Origin of the sequence: Pseudoalteromonas sp. SR43-2 (genome assembly GCF_014163885.1) — a bacterium.
Classification (GTDB): Bacteria; Pseudomonadota; Gammaproteobacteria; order Enterobacterales; family Alteromonadaceae; genus Pseudoalteromonas; species Pseudoalteromonas distincta.
Genome location: NZ_JACJED010000002.1, coordinates 174,244 through 192,742 on the forward strand (window position 1 = coordinate 174,244; position 18,499 = coordinate 192,742).

The following is an 18,499-nucleotide window of genomic DNA, read 5'->3' on the forward strand; positions in this document are numbered from 1 at the left end:
AGTCGATAAACACACATGGCCGAATCAGCCGCCACAAGCACCTCTAATAACCCTTTAGCACCCGTTATCGGGCTGTCATTTTTTGCTATCGCATCCGGCTTTTTAATGAGCCTTATTCCGCTGTCGTTACCCGCATTTAAACTCGATGAAAACCTAGCGCCTTGGCTTGCGAGCATTTTTTACTTTGGCTTACTTATTGGCGCCACCACAATAGAGCGCATTGTGGTAAAAATTGGTCATCGCTTCGCCTTTATATTATTTTTAAGCTTATTAATAGCAAGCGTGCTTGCACAACTTGCACTGCCAAATACCGTTAACTGGTTAATTGCTCGGTTTGTAGCAGGTATTGCTGTTGCCGGTGTGTTTGTCGTTGTTGAGTCTTGGTTATTAATGACTAACACAGCAAAGTCGCGCGCTAAACGTTTGGGCTTATACATGACCTCACTTTACGGGGGCAGCGCCGTTGGTCAGCTTGCTATAGGGCCTCTTGGCACCGAAGGTTCAACGCCTTATTTATTTGTAGCCTCGTTATTATTTTTAGCTATTTTAGCGCCTTTATTAATAACCAAAGGTCAGCCCGAAAAAAAACACCTTGAAAAGCTACCACTAAAAGAAATAAAAACATTAAGCCACCCAGCTATGCTCGGATGCTTAGCATCGGGCTTATTACTGGGTCCTATTTACGGCTTAATGCCGGTGTATATTTCAGCACAAGCTGATCAAGCTCAGTACACAGGGACACTTATGGCGGTTATTATTTTAGGCGGCATGGTCGTGCAGCCGCTTGTGAGTTACTTATCTACTCGGCTTGAAAAAAGCTTATTGATGGGTATGTTCTGTTTAGTAGGCGCAGCCGGTGCTGTGGGTATACTACAAGCAAACACTTTAGCAGGATTAATAGTAAGCTACTTAATACTAGGCGCATGCAGCTTTGCACTTTACCCGATTGCTATAACACTTGCGTGCGACTCATTACCAATGGCAAAAATAGTATCTGCAACTGAGGTAATGCTTTTGAGTTACAGTATTGGTTCGGTATTTGGCCCTATGCTCGCCGCAAATTTATCTGATGCACCAAACGGTATTGTGTTTTATTTAGCAGGCTGTTTAATCACTACCTGTATTTATATGTTTATTAAAAGCATTAAAAATATTCGCGCGGGTAAAACACCTGTTGCAGGCTAATTTTTAGCTTAAATACACGCTTGCTTATTAACTAATTCTAGCTGTTAAACATCTTGATTTAACAGCTAAAACTATTATTTAGCAGTGAGTTTTTTATGTGGGCTCAAAAAAAACATCTTCTTCCACCCTTGGTTTTGCGTTGTAAAAAGCCACGGCATAGGCACTAACGATAAAATAGAATAATGCACATGAGGCTGTTTTCCTGCGGCATTTCCGGTATCGCCCAGTAAGCCAATTTGACTGTTTATGCTTACTACATCACCTGTACTTACCGAGTAGTCATTTAAATGTGCAAAATAATGCACGCGCCATTTAGGCCCAAGCACCGCAACCATTTTACCACCTCGGGTTAACTCACCTGCAAATATAACAATACCGCTTGTTGAGGCAACTACGGGGGTATTTTTTGTGCCAAAAATATCAACTCCTTTGTGCACACCCGACCTACCCCAAGGCTCGTACCAAAACGTGTTATGGTTCCAATCTTTACTTGTGGCACCTTGTACCGGAATCATTATTTTTTCGGGAATTAGTAAGCCTACTATTAATAAAATAGCTATTCCAATTGCAATCCACTTAAGTACTTTCACTTTTCTATCCTTGATATTTAAATAACTTATACTGGTAAATTATTAGCCGTAATAACTGAACTCATCATGAGTCGTATTTATGGTTTTACTTATGAAGTTTTATTTGAATGAAATACCCGACTAACATGTACTAAGCTGATCAACTTCAAAACAGGTTTTATAAGCAATTGAGCACTGCCCGCTATAAACAGCCATGTGCCACTTTCTATTAGTGAGTCATTTAAAAAGAAAAAACTGCCAATTAAAAACCAAACAGCAATCAAAAAATCGTTAAACGCTCCCAGCGCTTCATATCGTCGCTGGATGGTAATATGCTCTTGTCCTAAATCTAAAATAAACTGATTACTGGAATCCATAAGTACTGCTCACTCTTTTATTTCATAATTTAAAAAGCTTGTTTTCACAAGCTAAGCCGCACCATACAATAACAAAATTTACGCAATAAAAAACGCTGGCCAATGCGAATCAGCCAACGTTTTTATTGTTTGTGCAATACTTAACTAATCGTTTATTTTTTCTCTTTTTCTAAACGCTTTTTAAGACTTAATGCAGCATCGGCGGCTAATAAACGCATAAATTCAGAGCCATTACTTTGCTCGCCTTGGCCTGCGCCTATTACAATTTCAGGCACTAAACGGCTATTACCTAAGCTTGTAAATAAAGCAGTTTGAATTTTAACTTCTGCTTTTAGCGTTTCATCAAATACATACTTTGGATCAAGTGCAGCAGACTTAGCTCTTAAACGAGCCTCAGCTAAAACGTCCATACCTAATGCTTCTAAACGTTGTTGCTTTAAAATCTCTTCTTGCTCTTTTGCAAGCTCCGCTTTTACAGCCACTCGTTGCTGCGCAGAAATAATGGCATTTGCCTTAATTCGCTCAGCATCAATTTGCTCTTTAATTTTTAGCTTTTCAGATTCAGCACGTTGCTTAGCAATTGCTTGTTCACCTAAAGCCACTTCGGTACGTGCTTGTTGCTCAGCTTTTTTAAGGTTTTGACGCGCTAGTGCTTCATCAGCAGCTGCTTGCTTTTGGGCTTCAAGGCGAGCATTTACTTTGCTCTCATAATCAATATCAATAATGCTGGCATCAACTACTGTAATACCATATGCGCCTAAAATAGGAGCGTTGCGTAGCGAATTACCTTCGTCATCCGCTTTAATATTAATTGTTACACGCTGCTGTTTACTTAAATTGCCTAAATCGTCAGATTTATCGCGCTCACCCGTACTAATAATTTGTTCAGTAACAAAAATACCGTTAGTTAATTGATCCGCAAAATCTTGGCTTAATTGACCATTACCACCAGAGTAATGTTGCTCTACCGACATCATACGCGCCGACGCTTTTACATTTTCAGTGGTCGCACGCATTAATAAATTAGATATTAATGTTTCTTGTGAACCAAACTCTTCGTGTATTTTAAGTAAACCACGTAGAGCACCCGACTCAGCTGCTGGGACATTGCCTGGCAATCTAAAACGAGAGACACCTCGTGCGCCACCCGTTGTAGTATCTAAAAATCGAATTGGTATTAGCGGTACAATTGCGCTTGCTGTTGCGCCGGCATCGCCCGTAAAGTTAATAGAAATTACTTTTTTATAAGCGGATGTACTACCAAATGCTTTTAAGTAAGGGCCGGCTTGATTTATTACGGTTAAGTTACCTGTAAAAGCTGATTGATGTACTAAACGCTCATCTGCTTCATTCCACGAAACAACTTGCGATGTAAGGGTTGCTATTACTGCCAATACAACAACAATTGATGACACTATAATTACATTACGACGACCAAATCGACTCATAAATGAGTCACTTTTTACTGCTGGGACTGCTTTTTCGCTATCCATTTATATTACTCTCCATGTTTAATTTCTTTTTAACAAAGTAAATAATTTCCTGTTCACTCAAATGTGCGCAAAAGCTACCAGAGCGATGTAACTCAACAAATGTTGCAAGGATCTCTTCTTTACCTTTAGCTGTTTTATCTTGGTTTTCTTGTGTTTGATTTTTTTCTGTTAGTTGAGTGATTAGTTCATCCACTATCGTGTCTTTATCAAACAGTACGTTGTATTCCTTGGATTTTCTTACCCGACTTTTATGTACGTTGCTGTAAATTACATAAAGTGCAACGCATAAAATAATAACAAGTAAACTTAGCCCAATAATATAAATAATCATAAGATCTACTTAAATTGGTTAGAATATTTATCAGTAATAACACTTGTAAAAATTGATACAAATTTGTTAAGCCGATGATTTTACATTAAACCCAAGCAAAAAACAGATTAAATAATCACGAATAAATTTAAAGCTGAAATTATACTGAGCATCGAAAAGTAGGTTTATATTAATAAAAAAGCCACCTGATTAGGGCAGCCGTTTTATAACTACTTATTTTTAAGCTTATTTTTGAGCTTAGTTTTAAATATTAATTACTATCGTTTTCTTCGCGTTTATAAATATACGTTTGTTGAGTTTTGAAGCCAAAACCAATTGGTTCAGCGCCATTTACTAGCTTAACTTTTCCATCTTCAATATTTAAATTTGGTCCAAGTATTTCAATCGCTTTTATTGGCTTATCAGAACCCTCAATGCCAGGGCCTATTAAATAAAACTGACTAACTTGCGTTACATCCGTTTCGTCATCCCAATCGCACTTACCATCTGCATCATTATCTGCACACGACGGGCCTTCCCCAAAAAATAGCTGCGGTGTATCTGGTACATCATTACTTGTTACAAATTTCACATCGTCATAAACCTTTGTTCCATAATGCAAATGAAAAGCATAAAGCGAACCACCGCCCCCCGTTAACGAACATTGGTTTTGTGTTGATGATGAAGATGCAGGCGTAAAGGAAGTAAAGTAAGCAACCCCACCAACGACGGTTGCTGCAGCAAGGGATTTTTCGCCAGTCCCTAATTCATATCGCCACCCTTTAAATTCCGCTAAATCAACTTCAAGATCAACAAATTTATCAACGTCATCAAGTGCGTTACCGAATGGGTCTTCATTCATTTTCATTAAATCATCTGGCACTATTGGGGCTGGAAATTCAGTAAATATTTTTGTTACGGTGTTTTCATCACGGATCATATACAGCTGATCTTGCTCATTAGTAGCTAGTGGGTTTGAACGATTTCCGCTACCTATTACTATTGCGTCGTACGGGGTATCTAAACGGGTCGTGATCATTTCACCACCATAATTGGTTTTAGTGACTTTACTAAACAGCGTTCTCGCAACTAACGGTTTGTAAAAAAAACGTCTGTCTTGCGACGCTAATGTACTGCCAAGCTCCGCAAGTTTAAAATGAGTAATATCATCTTCATCGTCACTAGGAATATCTACTCGCCAAATATTACCGCCAGTATCGGTTGCATAAATTCGGTCAATATACCCGTCGTAATCTGAGTCAAGCGTAGTTACATCCGCTGCAATACTGTGCTCACCGGTAAAACCATGTTCATCTGGAGTGAGCGCCCATACCTTTTCGCCAGTTTTAGCATTAACAATGTAAATACCCAGCCCGGTTTCATCTGTTGTTCTAATCGCATTATCTTTGTTTGTATCGTAGCCTGCGCCAAATATTAGCAATGGATCCTCACCAAAGGCTTTAATGTATGCAATTTGAGGTTTAGACCATGTTTGCGCCAAATATTTAAATTCTTCTGAGCCACCAACAATAGGCTTATTCCATAATTTTTTAGGTTTTTTTGGGTCACTTATATCAAGCGCGTAGTAATTTTTACCGCCTCTGCGCATACCTGCAAATGCCCACACTTCATCATTATCACTTGCTCTAATAACACCATCGTTTAACCCTTCGCTATTTGAGCCTTTATTATTAAAGAACACACTTATAGGCCCATCCATGCCATACACTTTTGTATTTGCAAGATTACTACGCAAAGCCGGAATGTTTTTTAATAAGGCAGCAGGTGTAAAAGCCCACTTTTCTTCAACAGTATCGCCTTTGTCTTCGAACATATGCAAAAAGCCGGCATTAGTACCAACGAGTATATGAATACTTCCATCGCCGTAATCTATAGATACCGGCTTTGAATGCAAAGGGTCGCCAAAAATATTGATTCGTTGATCTACTGATGAGTTATCACCGTCTTCATTATCAACATCAATTCCTCGTGCCCAGCTAATATCACTTTCCTGTAAAGTTAACCCAATATTAGGAATCAAATCAGGAGCAAGATCGGTAACTGTACTCGTCGCTAAATTTAAAATGGTTTGTACTTTATCAAAAGTAAAATCAATAATACTGCCCGTTTTATCTATATAAATTTTACGGCTATCGGGGTCTAAAGTTGATAAAAGTAAATTTACGCCACCCTGAGCTACTAAATTCCCATCTGCAGGCTTATTAGTTGGCAACCAAAATGTTCGCGCTTTCTCATCAATTAACCCATTTTCATCAAGGGCTATTTTATCAGTTGAATCGACTATATTTGCACCAGACACTTTAAGCTTTTTTAAATTCCCGCTCCAACGTGCGCCTGTTTCTGGGTAAAACATCGCAAAGTAAATTGACTCTCGGCTACGTGTTTGGTCAACATTATTACTAGCTACCGTAGGGGATGAAAAACTATCGTTAACTTCGCGTATTTTCGATATTGTATTATTAAGCGCTTCAGAAAGTTCAGTCGATGTTTCTGCATGTAAGTACTCGCCGCCGCCCAATAAAGCGGTTTTTTCTAATAACTTTTTACCATTTGTACTCATGCCACTACCAAAACCGATAGTAAAAACGCGTCCGGTATCGGCAACCTCTGGCGTAGTGTCGTACAAATCCACCTCTACATCTCTTGTACCATGTATTATCTGAGCTAAAGCGGCTAAATAACTACTACTTGTTTTAGTAGGGTTTGAGCCAAAAGTAGATTTGTATAATGATTTGATATCATTGTTTCGGTTAGTATCATTTTGTGGATCACCGTCAGTCATCAAAATTAAATTGATTGAGTTATCACAACGTACGTCGGCACCAACTGCTTGGGTAAATGGTGATATGTATCGAGAGTTATTGTCGTAGTATAGAGAACCAGTTTCAGCAGAAAAATCGCGCTCATTTGAGTTTTGCCCGTAGTACACTTTCTGACCTGTTAGATACAAGTAGGCTTCCCATAGGGTTTCTGTAACTGGGGTACTACCAGCTGCTGGTAAATTGTAAATTTGGCTTAGAATTGTAGAATGGGGAGATCCAAGGCCAGCCATAATATAGCCGCCATTATCATTTTTAAAACGCATCAAACCAAAATCGATAGACCTATTATCGGTAACTAACTGACTCATTGCGCTTATACCAGCATCGATTTTTCTAGGTCCACCATTAGGCAACTTAGTCTTCATACTTCCTGAAGTATCAAAAATAATAAGTACACGAGGGTTTTCGTCGGTTTCAACATTATGGTTTACGTATAGTTCTATATCTTCGGCAAATACAGAAACGCTAATACCTACCCCGAATAACAAGGCAGCTATTTTTTTTAGTTTAAATTGCATTTTTAAATCCCTTTATTTGCGCTTTTTATTTTTATTGCGCAAGTTAATAACTACTCTATTCCCTGTTTAATTTTTAGTAATATTGAGGTGGGACTAAAAATTAAAACAAAAGTCATATCTAGCTATTCATCACAAAACAGTGATTAGCACCCACGTGGCGTCAATGCTATAAAATATATATTACTTCGATTTTAAATAAAAATAGATTAAAGTCAAAGACATTAGGTTTTATTATCAATTAAAAACAACAGCTTAAATAAAACAATCCCGTTTTACTGCACAGTTAAATCATGCTAAAAAACTATATTTTTACCTATGTTTCTATATTTATAGATCTATGTTTTAGGTAACAAGTACTTACCAATATAAATTAGTAACGTAAAGCTCTAAAAATCACCTTTAAAAACACTATTATTCAGTAAAACTGTTTTATTCAAAGAAGTGTGTTTATAGGTAACTACGGTTATTCAAACATACAAAAAAGCCCATATTAGGTGCTACCTAATATGGGCTTTTACACTCTCGCTAAATTATAGGCGCTTTATACAAGCATTCTTATAAAGATAACTCTTTTTTAGCGCGAGTTAAGTTATGTGTTACAAGTGAGTTTTTAGAAATTTGAACTGCTTCATATAAATCAGAAATACCAGCAGTGTCTTTTTGAGCCTTAATACGTGCTACACCACGGTTACTTAATGCAAACGATGTAAGTTCACGTACTTTTAAACGCGGACCATGGCTTTGCTTAAGCAATGCAATTGCTTGTGTACAAATAGCTTCTGCTTCTTCGTAGTTTTTTGATTCAACAGTTAAAGCACAGCTATTAAATGATTTTTCAAATGCAGGTGCTGCAGTTACAGAGTCTTCAATAACCATTAATTTATAATCACCTTGATTAGCCATTGCAGCAGCTGAGCAAGTTAATAATGAGCCAAGAGCGATGGTTTTTAAAAGTGTAAATTTCATGATTATATTCCTAATTAATTAAGTCGTACTTGTTGCCGACAACTAAACTTTAGAGTGTTAGCTCAATTACCACAAACGATAAAAACAAACCTAATAAGTGAATAAATCTAACCTATAGACTTTAGTCTAGCACCTGTAAAAATACTTAGTAATTACAACCAGTTAAAAAACATAAAAACAACTAAACAATAAATAGAAAAATACATTTTTTTATTTTTAATAATACCAATTCGCTTAATTAAGTGGTCTATTTTGAGGATGGAAAAACGTGTTGATAGCTAGGCAAAAAATTCGCTATTTGGTTGTTCTAAATGAGAATTTTTTAACGCAGTTAGCGACACATTTAGCCCCGCAAAATGATTATGTATTATTGCGGATTGGTATAACACAATACAAAGTTAAGTAAACACAAAAAAGCCGATGTTGGGGTTTAATCCAACATCGGCTTTTTTACTCTCGCAATTTTATATCATGCTTTAGTAAGCACTTTATAAAACACGTTATAAAGGTTTTTTATAACGATAATTCTTCTTTAGCGCGAGTTAAGTTGTGCGATACCATTGAGCTGTTAGACAATTTTGATGCTTCGTATAAATCAGCAAGTGCAGCTGTATCGTTATGCGCTTTTAAACGTGCAACACCACGGTTGCTTAATGCGAATGACGTAAGTTGGCGTACTTTAAATTTAGGGCCATCTGCGTCTTTTAAAAGTGCGATTGCTTTAGTACAAATTGCTTCCGCTTGCGCATAATTTTTTGACTTAACATTCAGTGCGCAGCTATTAAATGATTGCTCAAGTGGCTGTGGCGCTGTTGCAGTTTCAATAACCATTAATTTGTAATCACTTTGATCAGCCATTGCAGCAGCTGAACATGTTAATAGTGAGCTAAGAGCGATAGTTTTGATAAGTGTAAGTTTCATGGTCATATTCCTGATTAGTTAAGCCGTGCTTGTTGCCGACAACTGAACTTTAGTGAATTACCACAACCCCGACAAACGATTAAAACAAACCTAATAAGTGAGAAAATTTAACCTATAGACCTTAGTCTAATACGTTTAAATTTTTTCTATATATTTAAATAACTTACGAACTAATAATCGTGCCTAAAATCGCTACTTTGCATTTTAAAGTACATATAATTATTTATGCTTTTATTTAGTTGGTTTTATTTTAGACACCTTACTTTGGCTTAGCTGAATAACAATCAAACAAATTTATACATTTAATTACATGCAATACTAAGTCATGTATTTATAATTGTAGCTCTGGTAACTTTTCATCATTAATTGATTAACTTTTTTGAAACACACACTTCCTCTTTTTGTTTTATTAAGCACGCTTTTATCATTTAGCCAAAATGCTAACGCAAGGCTTTTACTCGGTAACAACATGCCTAACACCGGTATGTTTATAAAATCAGAATTTAATGGCGATAGCAGCATTACATCTGCGGGTTTAGAAATGATGGTCAAACAAAATTACAGTAACTTTGGTGTTGTTTTTACAAGCGCAATTGGCGCGGCAGTAATCGATAATAAACAAGGCGAGCAAGAAGAATTTATAACGTTGGACAATGGCATGAAGCTTGGTTATTTTAATGACTTTTTTATATACGCCGAGCTTGGCTTAGATCTGTTCGAACTTGCCTTTAAAAACGATAGAGGCGATAACACCTACCAAATAGAAAAATCGAACAACGACATAGACGGCTACGCAGGTATAGGTGCGGGTTATCACTTTAAGCCATTTAAAATAGAAATATTTACCCGAGCACGCCAAATAGATGGCGACTACTGGGAAGCACAAGAACATATTTACAGCGGTGTGCAGCTCAGCTTTACATTTTAACTCCCCTTTTGTTTTATAAGAAAAATAAAAAGCGTGTGAAATACACCTATTTCACACGCTTTATAATAAATTATATTTAACGGATAGTTTTGGCTACTTTACCAATACTCAAACCCTGAATTAAAATAGAAAACACCACAACCGCATAAGTAAGAGCCAATAAAATATCGCGCTCGTTCCCATCAGGTAGTTGCAATACCAGTGCAACCGAAATACCACCACGCAAGCCACCCCAGGTTAAAACTTTCCACGCGCCAGATGGCAACTCTAATTGCTTATTAAATGTAGTGGTTGTTATACCCACAACAATTAAACGTGCGAGTAACGCTATTAAAATTGTTAAGCCACCAGCAATAAACAAATTACTCGAAAATGCAATCATCACGACCTCAAGCCCTATGAGTACAAACAAAATAGCATTTAAAATTTCGTCAATCAGCTCCCAAAATAAATCAACGTAATGGCGTGTTTTGTCGCTCATAGCCATACTACGGCCATGATTGCCCACCATTAACCCCATCATTACCATTGCAAGTGGGCCCGACAAATGCCAATGGCTTGCAAGTGCATAACCACCAATAACGCCCGCTAAAGTAAGGAGTACTTCTTCTTGGTAACTATCAATACTTTTAAGTAAGTAATATAAAATACCACCTAATACCAAACCAAAAACAATACCGCCACCGGCTTCAACCGCCAGTGTGTGCGCTACATAATAAGTTGTAGGAATATCACCACTTGATAAAACACCCAATAAAAGCACAAAAATAACCACGCCTATACCATCGTTAAACAACGATTCACCCGCAATCACGGTTTCAATACTTTTAGGCGCCCCCGCAGATTGTAAAATTCCCATTACTGCAATAGGGTCGGTTGGCGAAATTAATGCGCCAAACAGTAAGCACCAAATAAACGCTAAATCAAAACCAAGCAAAGGAAGTACTAAATAAAGCGCACCAGCAATAATAACCGTAGATAACAGCGTACCAACACAGGCCAAAATACCTATTGGCAATTTATAGCGCCTTAAATCGCTAACATTTACATGTAGCGCCCCAGCAAAAAGCAGCATAGAGAGCATGCCATCAAGCAAAACCTCAGTAAAATCTAACTGATCGAGCAAGCTCACTTCGTAATCTATAAGATCATCAAATCCTAAAAAGCCCAAAAATATAGCGCCGATAGATAAAAGCATCGAAATAACCATAACGCCAATGGTTGTTGGCAAGCCAATAAAACGATGGTTTACATAGGTGAGTAACGCGGTAATTGATAAAAATATCGCACTTATTTCAAGTACGCTTAGGCTGGTTCCTGTTGCCATGGTTTAAATCTCAATATTTATTTAATGATACCTTGCTCAAAACAAGCAAAGCAGAAGGGTTATTATTTTTTATACGGTTATCTCGCATTATATTCGCGTAGCCTAAACAAGCATACCCAAAATATTAATTATAAATACACCCCCTAGTCTGTTAACGTATTTAGGTATTAATTTACGCATTAAATAAAACAAAAAAACCCATGTTAGGAATTAACCTAACATGGGTTTTTTACTCTCGCTATTTTATAACATGCTTTTGGTAAGCACTTTATAAAAGCATTTATAAAATACTTATAAAGAAAGCTCTTCTTTAGCGCGAGTTAAGTTGTGCGATACCATTGTACTTGTCGACATTTGGTTTGCTTCGTATAAATCAGCAAGGCCTGCAGTGTCGTTATTCGCTTTTAAACGTGCAACACCACGGTTGCTTAATGCGAATGACGTAAGTTGGCGTACTTTAAATTTAGGGCCATCTGCGTCTTTTAAAAGTGCGATTGCTTTAGTACAAATTGCTTCAGCCTCAGCGTAATTTTTTGACTTAACATTCAGTGCACAGCTATTAAATGATTGCTCAAGTGGCTGCGGCGCTGTTGCAGTTTCAATAACCATTAATTTGTAATCACTTTGCTCAGCCATTGCAGCAGCTGAACAAGTAAGTAGTGAGCTAAGAGCGATAGTTTTGATAAGTGTTTTCATGGTCATAATCCTGTTGGTTAAGCCGTGCTTGTTGCCGACAACTGAACTTTAGAGAATTAACACAAAACCGACAAACGATTAAAACAAACCTAATAAGTGAATAAATCTAATCTATAGACTTTAGTCTAATGCCAAACTACTAATTTACGGCAATTGGTATTTATACAATCAGCAACCAAACCCACACCTATTTAGTACGTTCAAGCAACTTAACTACTTGGGCTACAACCATTTCTGGCTCATCATTTTGCGGGTAGTGATAGCTTTTATTTGTTATTACTATTTCACCTTGAGGAAATGCATTAGCCCACTTTGAGTGTAAGTCGCCCCACATTTCACGCGCTTTGTCGGTAAAAAATAATACAGATGGCTTTTTGTACTTTTTAACTGAGGCAATTACTGTCACGGGTATGTCAGCAATTTGTGGATAATCTGGTAGCGGGCGTTTTGCCCAAAAATCTAAATACTGATTCGACATTCCATTTTTCATGTCATCGAGCTTTATTGCTGCAATTTCTTTTTCAGCGCGTGGCAAATCAATCGCGCGCATAATATCTACATCGTGCTCTGATGCAGGCTCAATTAACATCAACGCTTTAATCTGATTAGGGTATGTTGCAGCAAATACACGCGCTAGATAAGCACCATAAGAATGCGCAACATACACAACAGGCTCTTCTATTTTCAGTGTTTTGAGTAATAACACAGCCTCAGCTGCATATTCTTCTGAGCTATAGTTTTTCTTTACTTGTGCAGAGCCGCCATTACCGATACGAGAATACCGTATAACTTTAGCGTGCTTGGTAAGTGATTCAAAAACCGGATCCCAATCACTTAAACCAGCAGAGCCGCCCGCTTCAAGTAAAATAGTATGTTTACCTTTACCAGCTAGCTCGTATTCAACGTCAAAGCCATTTACTTGAACTTTAGCCAGTCCAGCTAAAGCACTAGTAGATATAAGGAATGAGCAAAGGAATGTTACTTTTAATTTTAATCTCATTGCTTTCTGAACCAAAAAATCTCTTATTAAGATTTATTTATATTATTTAGTACCTGAAAAAGAACCGCTGACGATCCGTTCCCAAACTTGCTTATCAAAATATATACCAGAAACTTTACATGCTACTTCTGCAAATTCGATGTGCGAAGGGGAACTAAATTGAAAGTGATTGCGGTCACGAAGTACTTTGCTTGTGTGGTAAATAACATCAATAGCTACCAGTAATAACCCACCGGTATGAAATTGGATTGATGATTTAAATGCAAATCTATCTTTAGGCTCTATATTAAGTGATGCATTAAACCATTCTTCAATTTTACTCTCTCGACTATATATTTTCTCAGATAGGTTTGCTGAGACTTGATTTAGGTTTTTTATCAATAATCGAACCTCTTTTGAAGGTATGTCTTTTGATGCTGCCAGTTCAAGTAATAGACTATTAACAAAACTCATATCTAGCTTACGTAGCCCTGAGTACTTCGATTTTAAATTTGAGTCGAAGTCATCTAATAAACCTTTGATATGGCTAGCAAAAATATCTTTAATTATTTCAAATTCATCATATAAAGCTTTATTTTGTGCTTTGACTCTGTCATTGAACATTTTTACAGTAAAATAGTGCCCCATATAACCACCAGCTAAAGCACATAGAAGTCCAATTATCATATTTACCATTAATCACTTTCTCCATTAGTCAAAGCCGCTATTAATTTAATGTTCAAAATGCTTATATTCCCTATTTATAAAATATTACCCTTATAACTACATTAATAAAGACATTTTCACCACACTAACTAACAATATTAGCGACTGGTATTGTTACATTATTAAACATCACTAACACATCATTTATCACCCAAACCTATAAACTCCCTCGCCCATATGCCATAATCTAAATAATTCATTATTTTAGTAACTTGGCGCGCATTTAGGCGTTTTTAAGTTAACTACTCAGGGTTTTCAGCATGGCATATCAAGAGCAAAATCAAGCAACAATCTATTGGCACGACTACGAGACTTGGGGGGCAAGCCCTCAAAAGGATAAGCCGAGCCAGTTTGCGGGTATTCGTACCGATCTTGATTTAAATATTATTGGCGAGCCACTTATTGAATATTGTAAGCCGCAAGCGGATTACTTGCCTCACCCTGAGGCGTGTTTAATTACGGGTATTACGCCACAAGTGGCGATGAAAAAAGGCTTAGTTGAAGCTGAGTTTATAGCAAAAATTCATGCTGAGTTTAGTGTGCCAAACACCTGTGTTGCCGGTTACAACAGCATTCGGTTTGATGACGAAGTAAGCCGTTATAGCTTTTACCGTAATTTTTACGACCCATACGAGCGCGAATATAAAAATAATAATAGTCGCTGGGATATTATTGATTTAGTACGTGCTTGTTATGCGCTGCGCCCTGAAGGCATTGAATGGCCGTTAAAAGAAGACGGAAGCCCAAGCTTTAAGCTAGAGCATTTAACGGTAGCCAATGGTATTGAACACGCCGCTGCGCATGATGCACTAAGCGATGTAACCGCCACTATTGCATTGGCTAAACTAATAAAAGAAAAACAGCCAAAGCTATATAACTTCTTTTTTGGGCTGCGTAATAAAAAAGCCCTTGCTGAATTGGTTGATGTATTTAACATGACGCCGCTGGTGCATACCACGTCGCGCATACCTGCAACACAAGGCTGTACAAGCTGGATTGCACCAATGAGCTTTCATCCGGTAAATAAAAACGCGGTTATTTGTTTTGATTTAACCCAAAATCCACAAGTACTCATTGATTTAAACGTAGAAGAGTTACGCAAACGCTTATACACCAAACGTGTAGATTTAGCCGAGGGTGAATTACCTGTTGGCTTAAAACTGGTGCATTTAAACAAGTGCCCTATTTTAGCCCCAGCTAAAACATTATTGCCTGAAAACGCCGCCCGCCTTGGAATTGACCGCGAGCAATGCTTAGCTAACTTAGCTATTTTAAAAGCCAATACCGACCTTCGCGATAAAGTAACCGAAGTGTTTAACGAGCAAGGCGATTACAGCGCAACTACTAACGTTGACTACTTACTTTACGATGGGTTTACAAGCCATGCTGATAAAGCTAAGTTTGCGATTATTCGTGATGCAAAACCAGATGAATTGGCTGGATTGAAGTTAGACTTTGAAGATAAAAAGTTTAATACATTGTTGTTTAGATACCGCGCCCGTAACTGGCCTGAAACGCTAAACCAGCAAGAGCTTGACCAATGGCGCCAGTATTGCCAAAACAAGTTAATGCACGGGGAAGATCAACCGTCGATTAACGCGCAAGATTTTATGATCACCCTTGAAAACCTAGCGCATGAACATGACGACAGCGAAAAAAATCTTACAATTTTAAAGGCGCTATATAATTACGCTCAAAGCATGTAATTTGCTTTAATTTTGTTTATATAACACATTAAAAACGCGACACTTTAGCAATAAAGTGTCGCGTTTTTTGTTTATAAATATCTGTACCACTTCAAAAAAAGAAAAATCTATTTCACAAAGAGAAGCGAATGAGGAGTAAATGAGAAACATAAAAACAATAGTTTTTTAGATCTATTACTGCCTCTAAAAGCGCAGCGCCTCTAAACCTCTTTGTGATAAATCACTTTACGGGCTTTGCCCGTCACGCAAGCAAGCTTCGCGTCTACAGCGTTACTTTTTATGCAGTGCTTCAATGCGTGCTAGTAAGCTTGAGGTGTCGTATCTGCCGCCGCCAAGTGCTTGTACATCGGCGTAATATTGATCGACCGTTGCGGTCATTGGTAAAGTAGCGCCATTGTTTTTAGCTTCATCGAGTGCAATGCCTAAATCTTTACGCATCCAATCTACGGCAAAACCAAATTCATATTCACCCGCCCACATTGTTTTGTAGCGGTTTTCCATTTGCCACGAACCGGCTGCACCTTTAGAAATGGTCTCTATAACTTTTTCACCATCAAGCCCAGCTTGCTTGGCAAAATGTAAGCCTTCGGCTAAACCTTGCACTACACCAGCAATACATATTTGATTAACCATTTTACAAAGTTGTCCCGAACCAACGCCGCCTAGTAATTGGCTAAAACGACTAAACGCTGCCATAACTGGCTGTACTTTAGCAAATACGGCTTCGCTGCCACCCGCCATAACCGTTAGTACGCCGTTTTCGGCGCCAGCTTGTCCGCCCGATACAGGCGCATCTATAAAGTCGATATTTTGCAGAGCCGCTTTTGCAGCCACTTCACGTGCTACTTCGGCAGAAGTTGTGGTGTGATCAACCAAAACAGTGTGCGGTAACATGCCCGCTAACACGCCGTCGTCGCCATACACTACTGAGCGTAAATCGTCATCATTCCCAACACACATAAATACAATGTCGGCATTGCTGGCAGCTTCGCGCGGGGTTGATGCAAAGCTTCCTGAATGTTCTGCAGTCCACGTTTGAGCTTTAGCTTGAGTGCGGTTATAAACGCATACGCTGTACCCTGCTTTTGCTAAATGCCCCGCCATTGGGTAACCCATTACGCCTAAACCTATAAATGCGACTTTCATTGACATAAAAATGACCTATTTAACTGATAACTTAGAAACTAGACCTCGATTATGTCAACCGGTCGATAAAAAAGCGAATGAAAGTCTTTATAAAATTTCCTTAACGGGAAAGGTAAGTAGGTAACCTATGGACAGTATTTATCAATTTAATGCACCACTTTTTAACAGCGAAAATTTTCCTCTTAGCCAGTTACAGGGCAAAACCGTCCTTATTGTTAATACAGCGAGTAAGTGTAATTTTTCGGTGCAATTAAACGCGCTCGAAAAGCTCTATCAGCAATACAAAAGCAATGGTTTTACTGTGCTTGCGTTTCCGTGTAACCAGTTTGGCCAAAATGAGCCGCTTGATAATTTAGCCATTAAAGACTTTTACCAAGATCAATTTAATGTCTCGTTTGAGGTATTTTGTAAGGTAATGGTAAACGGGCCAGAAACACATCCGTTGTTTAATTATTTAAAGTCGCATACGCGGGGTATTTCGCAAAACCGCGCAATTAAATGGAATTTCACTAAGTTTTTAATTAACTCACAAGGGCAACTTGTTGCACGCTATGCACCGCGTACTAAGCCCGAAACACTTAAACAAGTAATAGAAAGTAACTTACTGCAAGCCGCAAAGTTAAGCGCTGCAAGAGGTGGTAAAAAGGTAGCATCAAAAATACCTTTGTTTACGCCAGCTAAGGCTTAATTTAAATCAATAAAATGCGTGTTACTAAAGCACAGGTTTATAAAGTAGTTTATTGTATTAGTAATAAATAATACTCCTTAAGCGTCGAGGCTATTACCATGAACATTGCTTTTTTTAGTACTCAAAAGTACGAACTGCCTTTTTTTGAACAAAGTACACGCGGTCACCGCGATATAAAAATAACGTATTTTGAACAAGCCCTGAGCGAACAAACGGCAATTTTAGCAAACGGGTTTGATGCCATATGCGTATTTGTTAACGACACTGTAAACGCCACTGTTATTGAACAATTGGCAAGCCAAGGCATAAATACTATTTTGCTACGTTGTGCAGGATTTAATAATGTTGATTTACCTGCAGCAAAAGCACATAAAATTAAAGTATTACGCGTACCAGCATACAGCCCTGAGGCCGTAGCCGAGCATTGTATTGCACTTATGCTAACGCTTAGCCGTAAAACGCATAAAGCGTATAACCGCGTACGCGAAGACAATTTTGATTTAAACGGATTGCTTGGTTTTAACTTGAACAATAAAACCGTGGGTATTGTAGGTTGCGGCAAAATTGGCCTTGCGCTGTGCAACATTTTAAATGGCTTTGGCGCTAATGTATTAGTGTGCGACCCATACGCACAACCTGGCAATTATACAATTACCGATATAGACACCATACTTAGCCAAAGCGATGTAATTTCTTTGCATTGCCCTTTAACGGAGCAAACTCATCATTTAATCGATGATGAGGCGTTTAGTAAAATGAAAACCGGCGTTATGCTTATTAACACCTCTCGCGGTGCACTGCTTAACAGCAAAGCGTGCATTAATGCGCTTAAAACTAAAAAATTAGGGTATTTAGGGCTCGACGTTTACGAGCAAGAGTCGGAGCTATTTTTTAAAAATCACAGCGACGAAATAAACCAAGACGATATATTCTCGCGCTTAGTGAGCTTTAAAAATGTATTAGTAACGGGGCATCAGGGCTTTTTTACCCAAGAGGCACTCACAGAAATTGCTAATACAACAATACAAAATGCACTTGAAGTAAGTGAAGGTAGGCCTCTGACTAACGAGGTTTTATAAACACCTAGGCTTTACCTAAATAACCGGTACAAAAAAAGCGAA

At 38.0% G+C, this 18,499-nt stretch carries 17 protein-coding genes; 5 read left to right on the forward strand and 12 right to left on the reverse strand.

Translation table 11 applies throughout. The features are described from left to right. The first annotated feature begins 15 nt into the window (after positions 1–15). A complete protein-coding gene (locus H5120_RS02405; protein ID WP_182673480.1) occupies positions 16–1,185 on the forward strand; it encodes an MFS transporter in 1,170 nt (389 codons plus the stop codon). 74 nt (positions 1,186–1,259) lie between these two features. Here the strand turns inward: H5120_RS02405 and H5120_RS02410 are convergent, their stop codons facing one another. The 7 genes from H5120_RS02410 to H5120_RS02440 all read right to left on the reverse strand — a co-directional run bounded on the left by H5120_RS02410 (position 1,260) and on the right by H5120_RS02440 (position 9,182). Beyond that, positions 1,260–1,775 carry a M23 family metallopeptidase gene (locus tag H5120_RS02410; protein WP_182673481.1) on the reverse strand — a complete coding sequence of 172 codons (516 nt, stop codon included), beginning with the start codon at positions 1,773–1,775 and terminating at the stop codon, positions 1,260–1,262. A gap of 89 nt (positions 1,776–1,864) precedes the next feature. Continuing rightward, entirely contained in the window at positions 1,865–2,131 is a 267-nt protein-coding gene (locus tag H5120_RS02415) for a YrhK family protein (RefSeq protein WP_182673482.1), read from the reverse strand. Between the two features lie 152 nt (positions 2,132–2,283). Next, entirely contained in the window at positions 2,284–3,624 is a 1,341-nt protein-coding gene (locus H5120_RS02420; protein ID WP_182673483.1) for an SPFH domain-containing protein, read from the reverse strand. Continuing rightward, a complete protein-coding gene (locus H5120_RS02425) occupies positions 3,617–3,955 on the reverse strand; it encodes a methanolan biosynthesis protein EpsI (RefSeq protein WP_182673484.1) in 339 nt (112 codons plus the stop codon). Before H5120_RS02425 ends, H5120_RS02420 begins: the two co-directional genes overlap by 8 nt. 250 nt (positions 3,956–4,205) lie before the next feature. After that, the gene (locus H5120_RS02430; protein WP_182673485.1) at positions 4,206–7,295 is read right to left on the reverse strand and encodes a pilus assembly protein; all 3,090 of its coding nucleotides are present in this window, start codon (positions 7,293–7,295) and stop codon (positions 4,206–4,208) included. A 555-nt stretch (positions 7,296–7,850) separates the two neighbouring features. Beyond that, entirely contained in the window at positions 7,851–8,261 is a 411-nt protein-coding gene (locus tag H5120_RS02435; protein ID WP_010553497.1) for a hypothetical protein, read from the reverse strand. Positions 8,262–8,774: 513 nt separating this feature from the next. Then, positions 8,775–9,182 (reverse strand): hypothetical protein, encoded by a 408-nt coding sequence (locus tag H5120_RS02440; RefSeq protein WP_007583292.1) that lies wholly within the window; start codon positions 9,180–9,182, stop codon positions 8,775–8,777. A gap of 379 nt (positions 9,183–9,561) precedes the next feature. Here H5120_RS02440 and H5120_RS02445 point away from each other — a divergent pair, with 379 nt between their 5' ends. Next, the gene (locus H5120_RS02445; RefSeq protein WP_182673486.1) at positions 9,562–10,110 is read left to right on the forward strand and encodes a hypothetical protein; all 549 of its coding nucleotides are present in this window, start codon (positions 9,562–9,564) and stop codon (positions 10,108–10,110) included. Positions 10,111–10,186: 76 nt separating this feature from the next. On the opposite strand, the gene H5120_RS02450 is transcribed toward H5120_RS02445, so the two are convergent. The 4 genes from H5120_RS02450 to H5120_RS02465 all read right to left on the reverse strand — a co-directional run bounded on the left by H5120_RS02450 (position 10,187) and on the right by H5120_RS02465 (position 13,808). After that, positions 10,187–11,437 carry a sodium:proton antiporter gene (locus H5120_RS02450; protein ID WP_182673487.1) on the reverse strand — a complete coding sequence of 417 codons (1,251 nt, stop codon included), beginning with the start codon at positions 11,435–11,437 and terminating at the stop codon, positions 10,187–10,189. A gap of 291 nt (positions 11,438–11,728) precedes the next feature. Further along, positions 11,729–12,133, reverse strand: coding sequence for a hypothetical protein (locus H5120_RS02455; RefSeq protein ID WP_002963246.1), 405 nt, complete (start codon positions 12,131–12,133; stop codon positions 11,729–11,731). A 187-nt stretch (positions 12,134–12,320) separates the two neighbouring features. Next, entirely contained in the window at positions 12,321–13,133 is an 813-nt protein-coding gene (locus tag H5120_RS02460) for an alpha/beta fold hydrolase (RefSeq protein WP_182673488.1), read from the reverse strand. A 42-nt stretch (positions 13,134–13,175) separates the two neighbouring features. Continuing rightward, positions 13,176–13,808, reverse strand: a complete 633-nt coding sequence (locus tag H5120_RS02465; RefSeq protein ID WP_007581913.1) for a hypothetical protein — start codon at positions 13,806–13,808, stop codon at positions 13,176–13,178. Between the two features lie 290 nt (positions 13,809–14,098). Here H5120_RS02465 and sbcB point away from each other — a divergent pair, with 290 nt between their 5' ends. After that, on the forward strand, positions 14,099–15,544 hold the full coding sequence (gene sbcB / locus H5120_RS02470; protein ID WP_182673489.1) for an exodeoxyribonuclease I: 1,446 nt from the start codon (positions 14,099–14,101) through the stop codon (positions 15,542–15,544). 270 nt (positions 15,545–15,814) lie between these two features. On the opposite strand, the gene H5120_RS02475 is transcribed toward sbcB, so the two are convergent. Further along, entirely contained in the window at positions 15,815–16,696 is an 882-nt protein-coding gene (locus H5120_RS02475) for an NAD(P)-dependent oxidoreductase (protein WP_182673490.1), read from the reverse strand. Between the two features lie 121 nt (positions 16,697–16,817). Here H5120_RS02475 and H5120_RS02480 point away from each other — a divergent pair, with 121 nt between their 5' ends. Beyond that, positions 16,818–17,378 (forward strand): glutathione peroxidase, encoded by a 561-nt coding sequence (locus H5120_RS02480; protein WP_182673491.1) that lies wholly within the window; start codon positions 16,818–16,820, stop codon positions 17,376–17,378. A gap of 98 nt (positions 17,379–17,476) precedes the next feature. After that, a complete protein-coding gene (locus H5120_RS02485; RefSeq protein ID WP_182673492.1) occupies positions 17,477–18,457 on the forward strand; it encodes a 2-hydroxyacid dehydrogenase in 981 nt (326 codons plus the stop codon). Positions 18,458–18,499 lie beyond the last annotated feature (42 nt).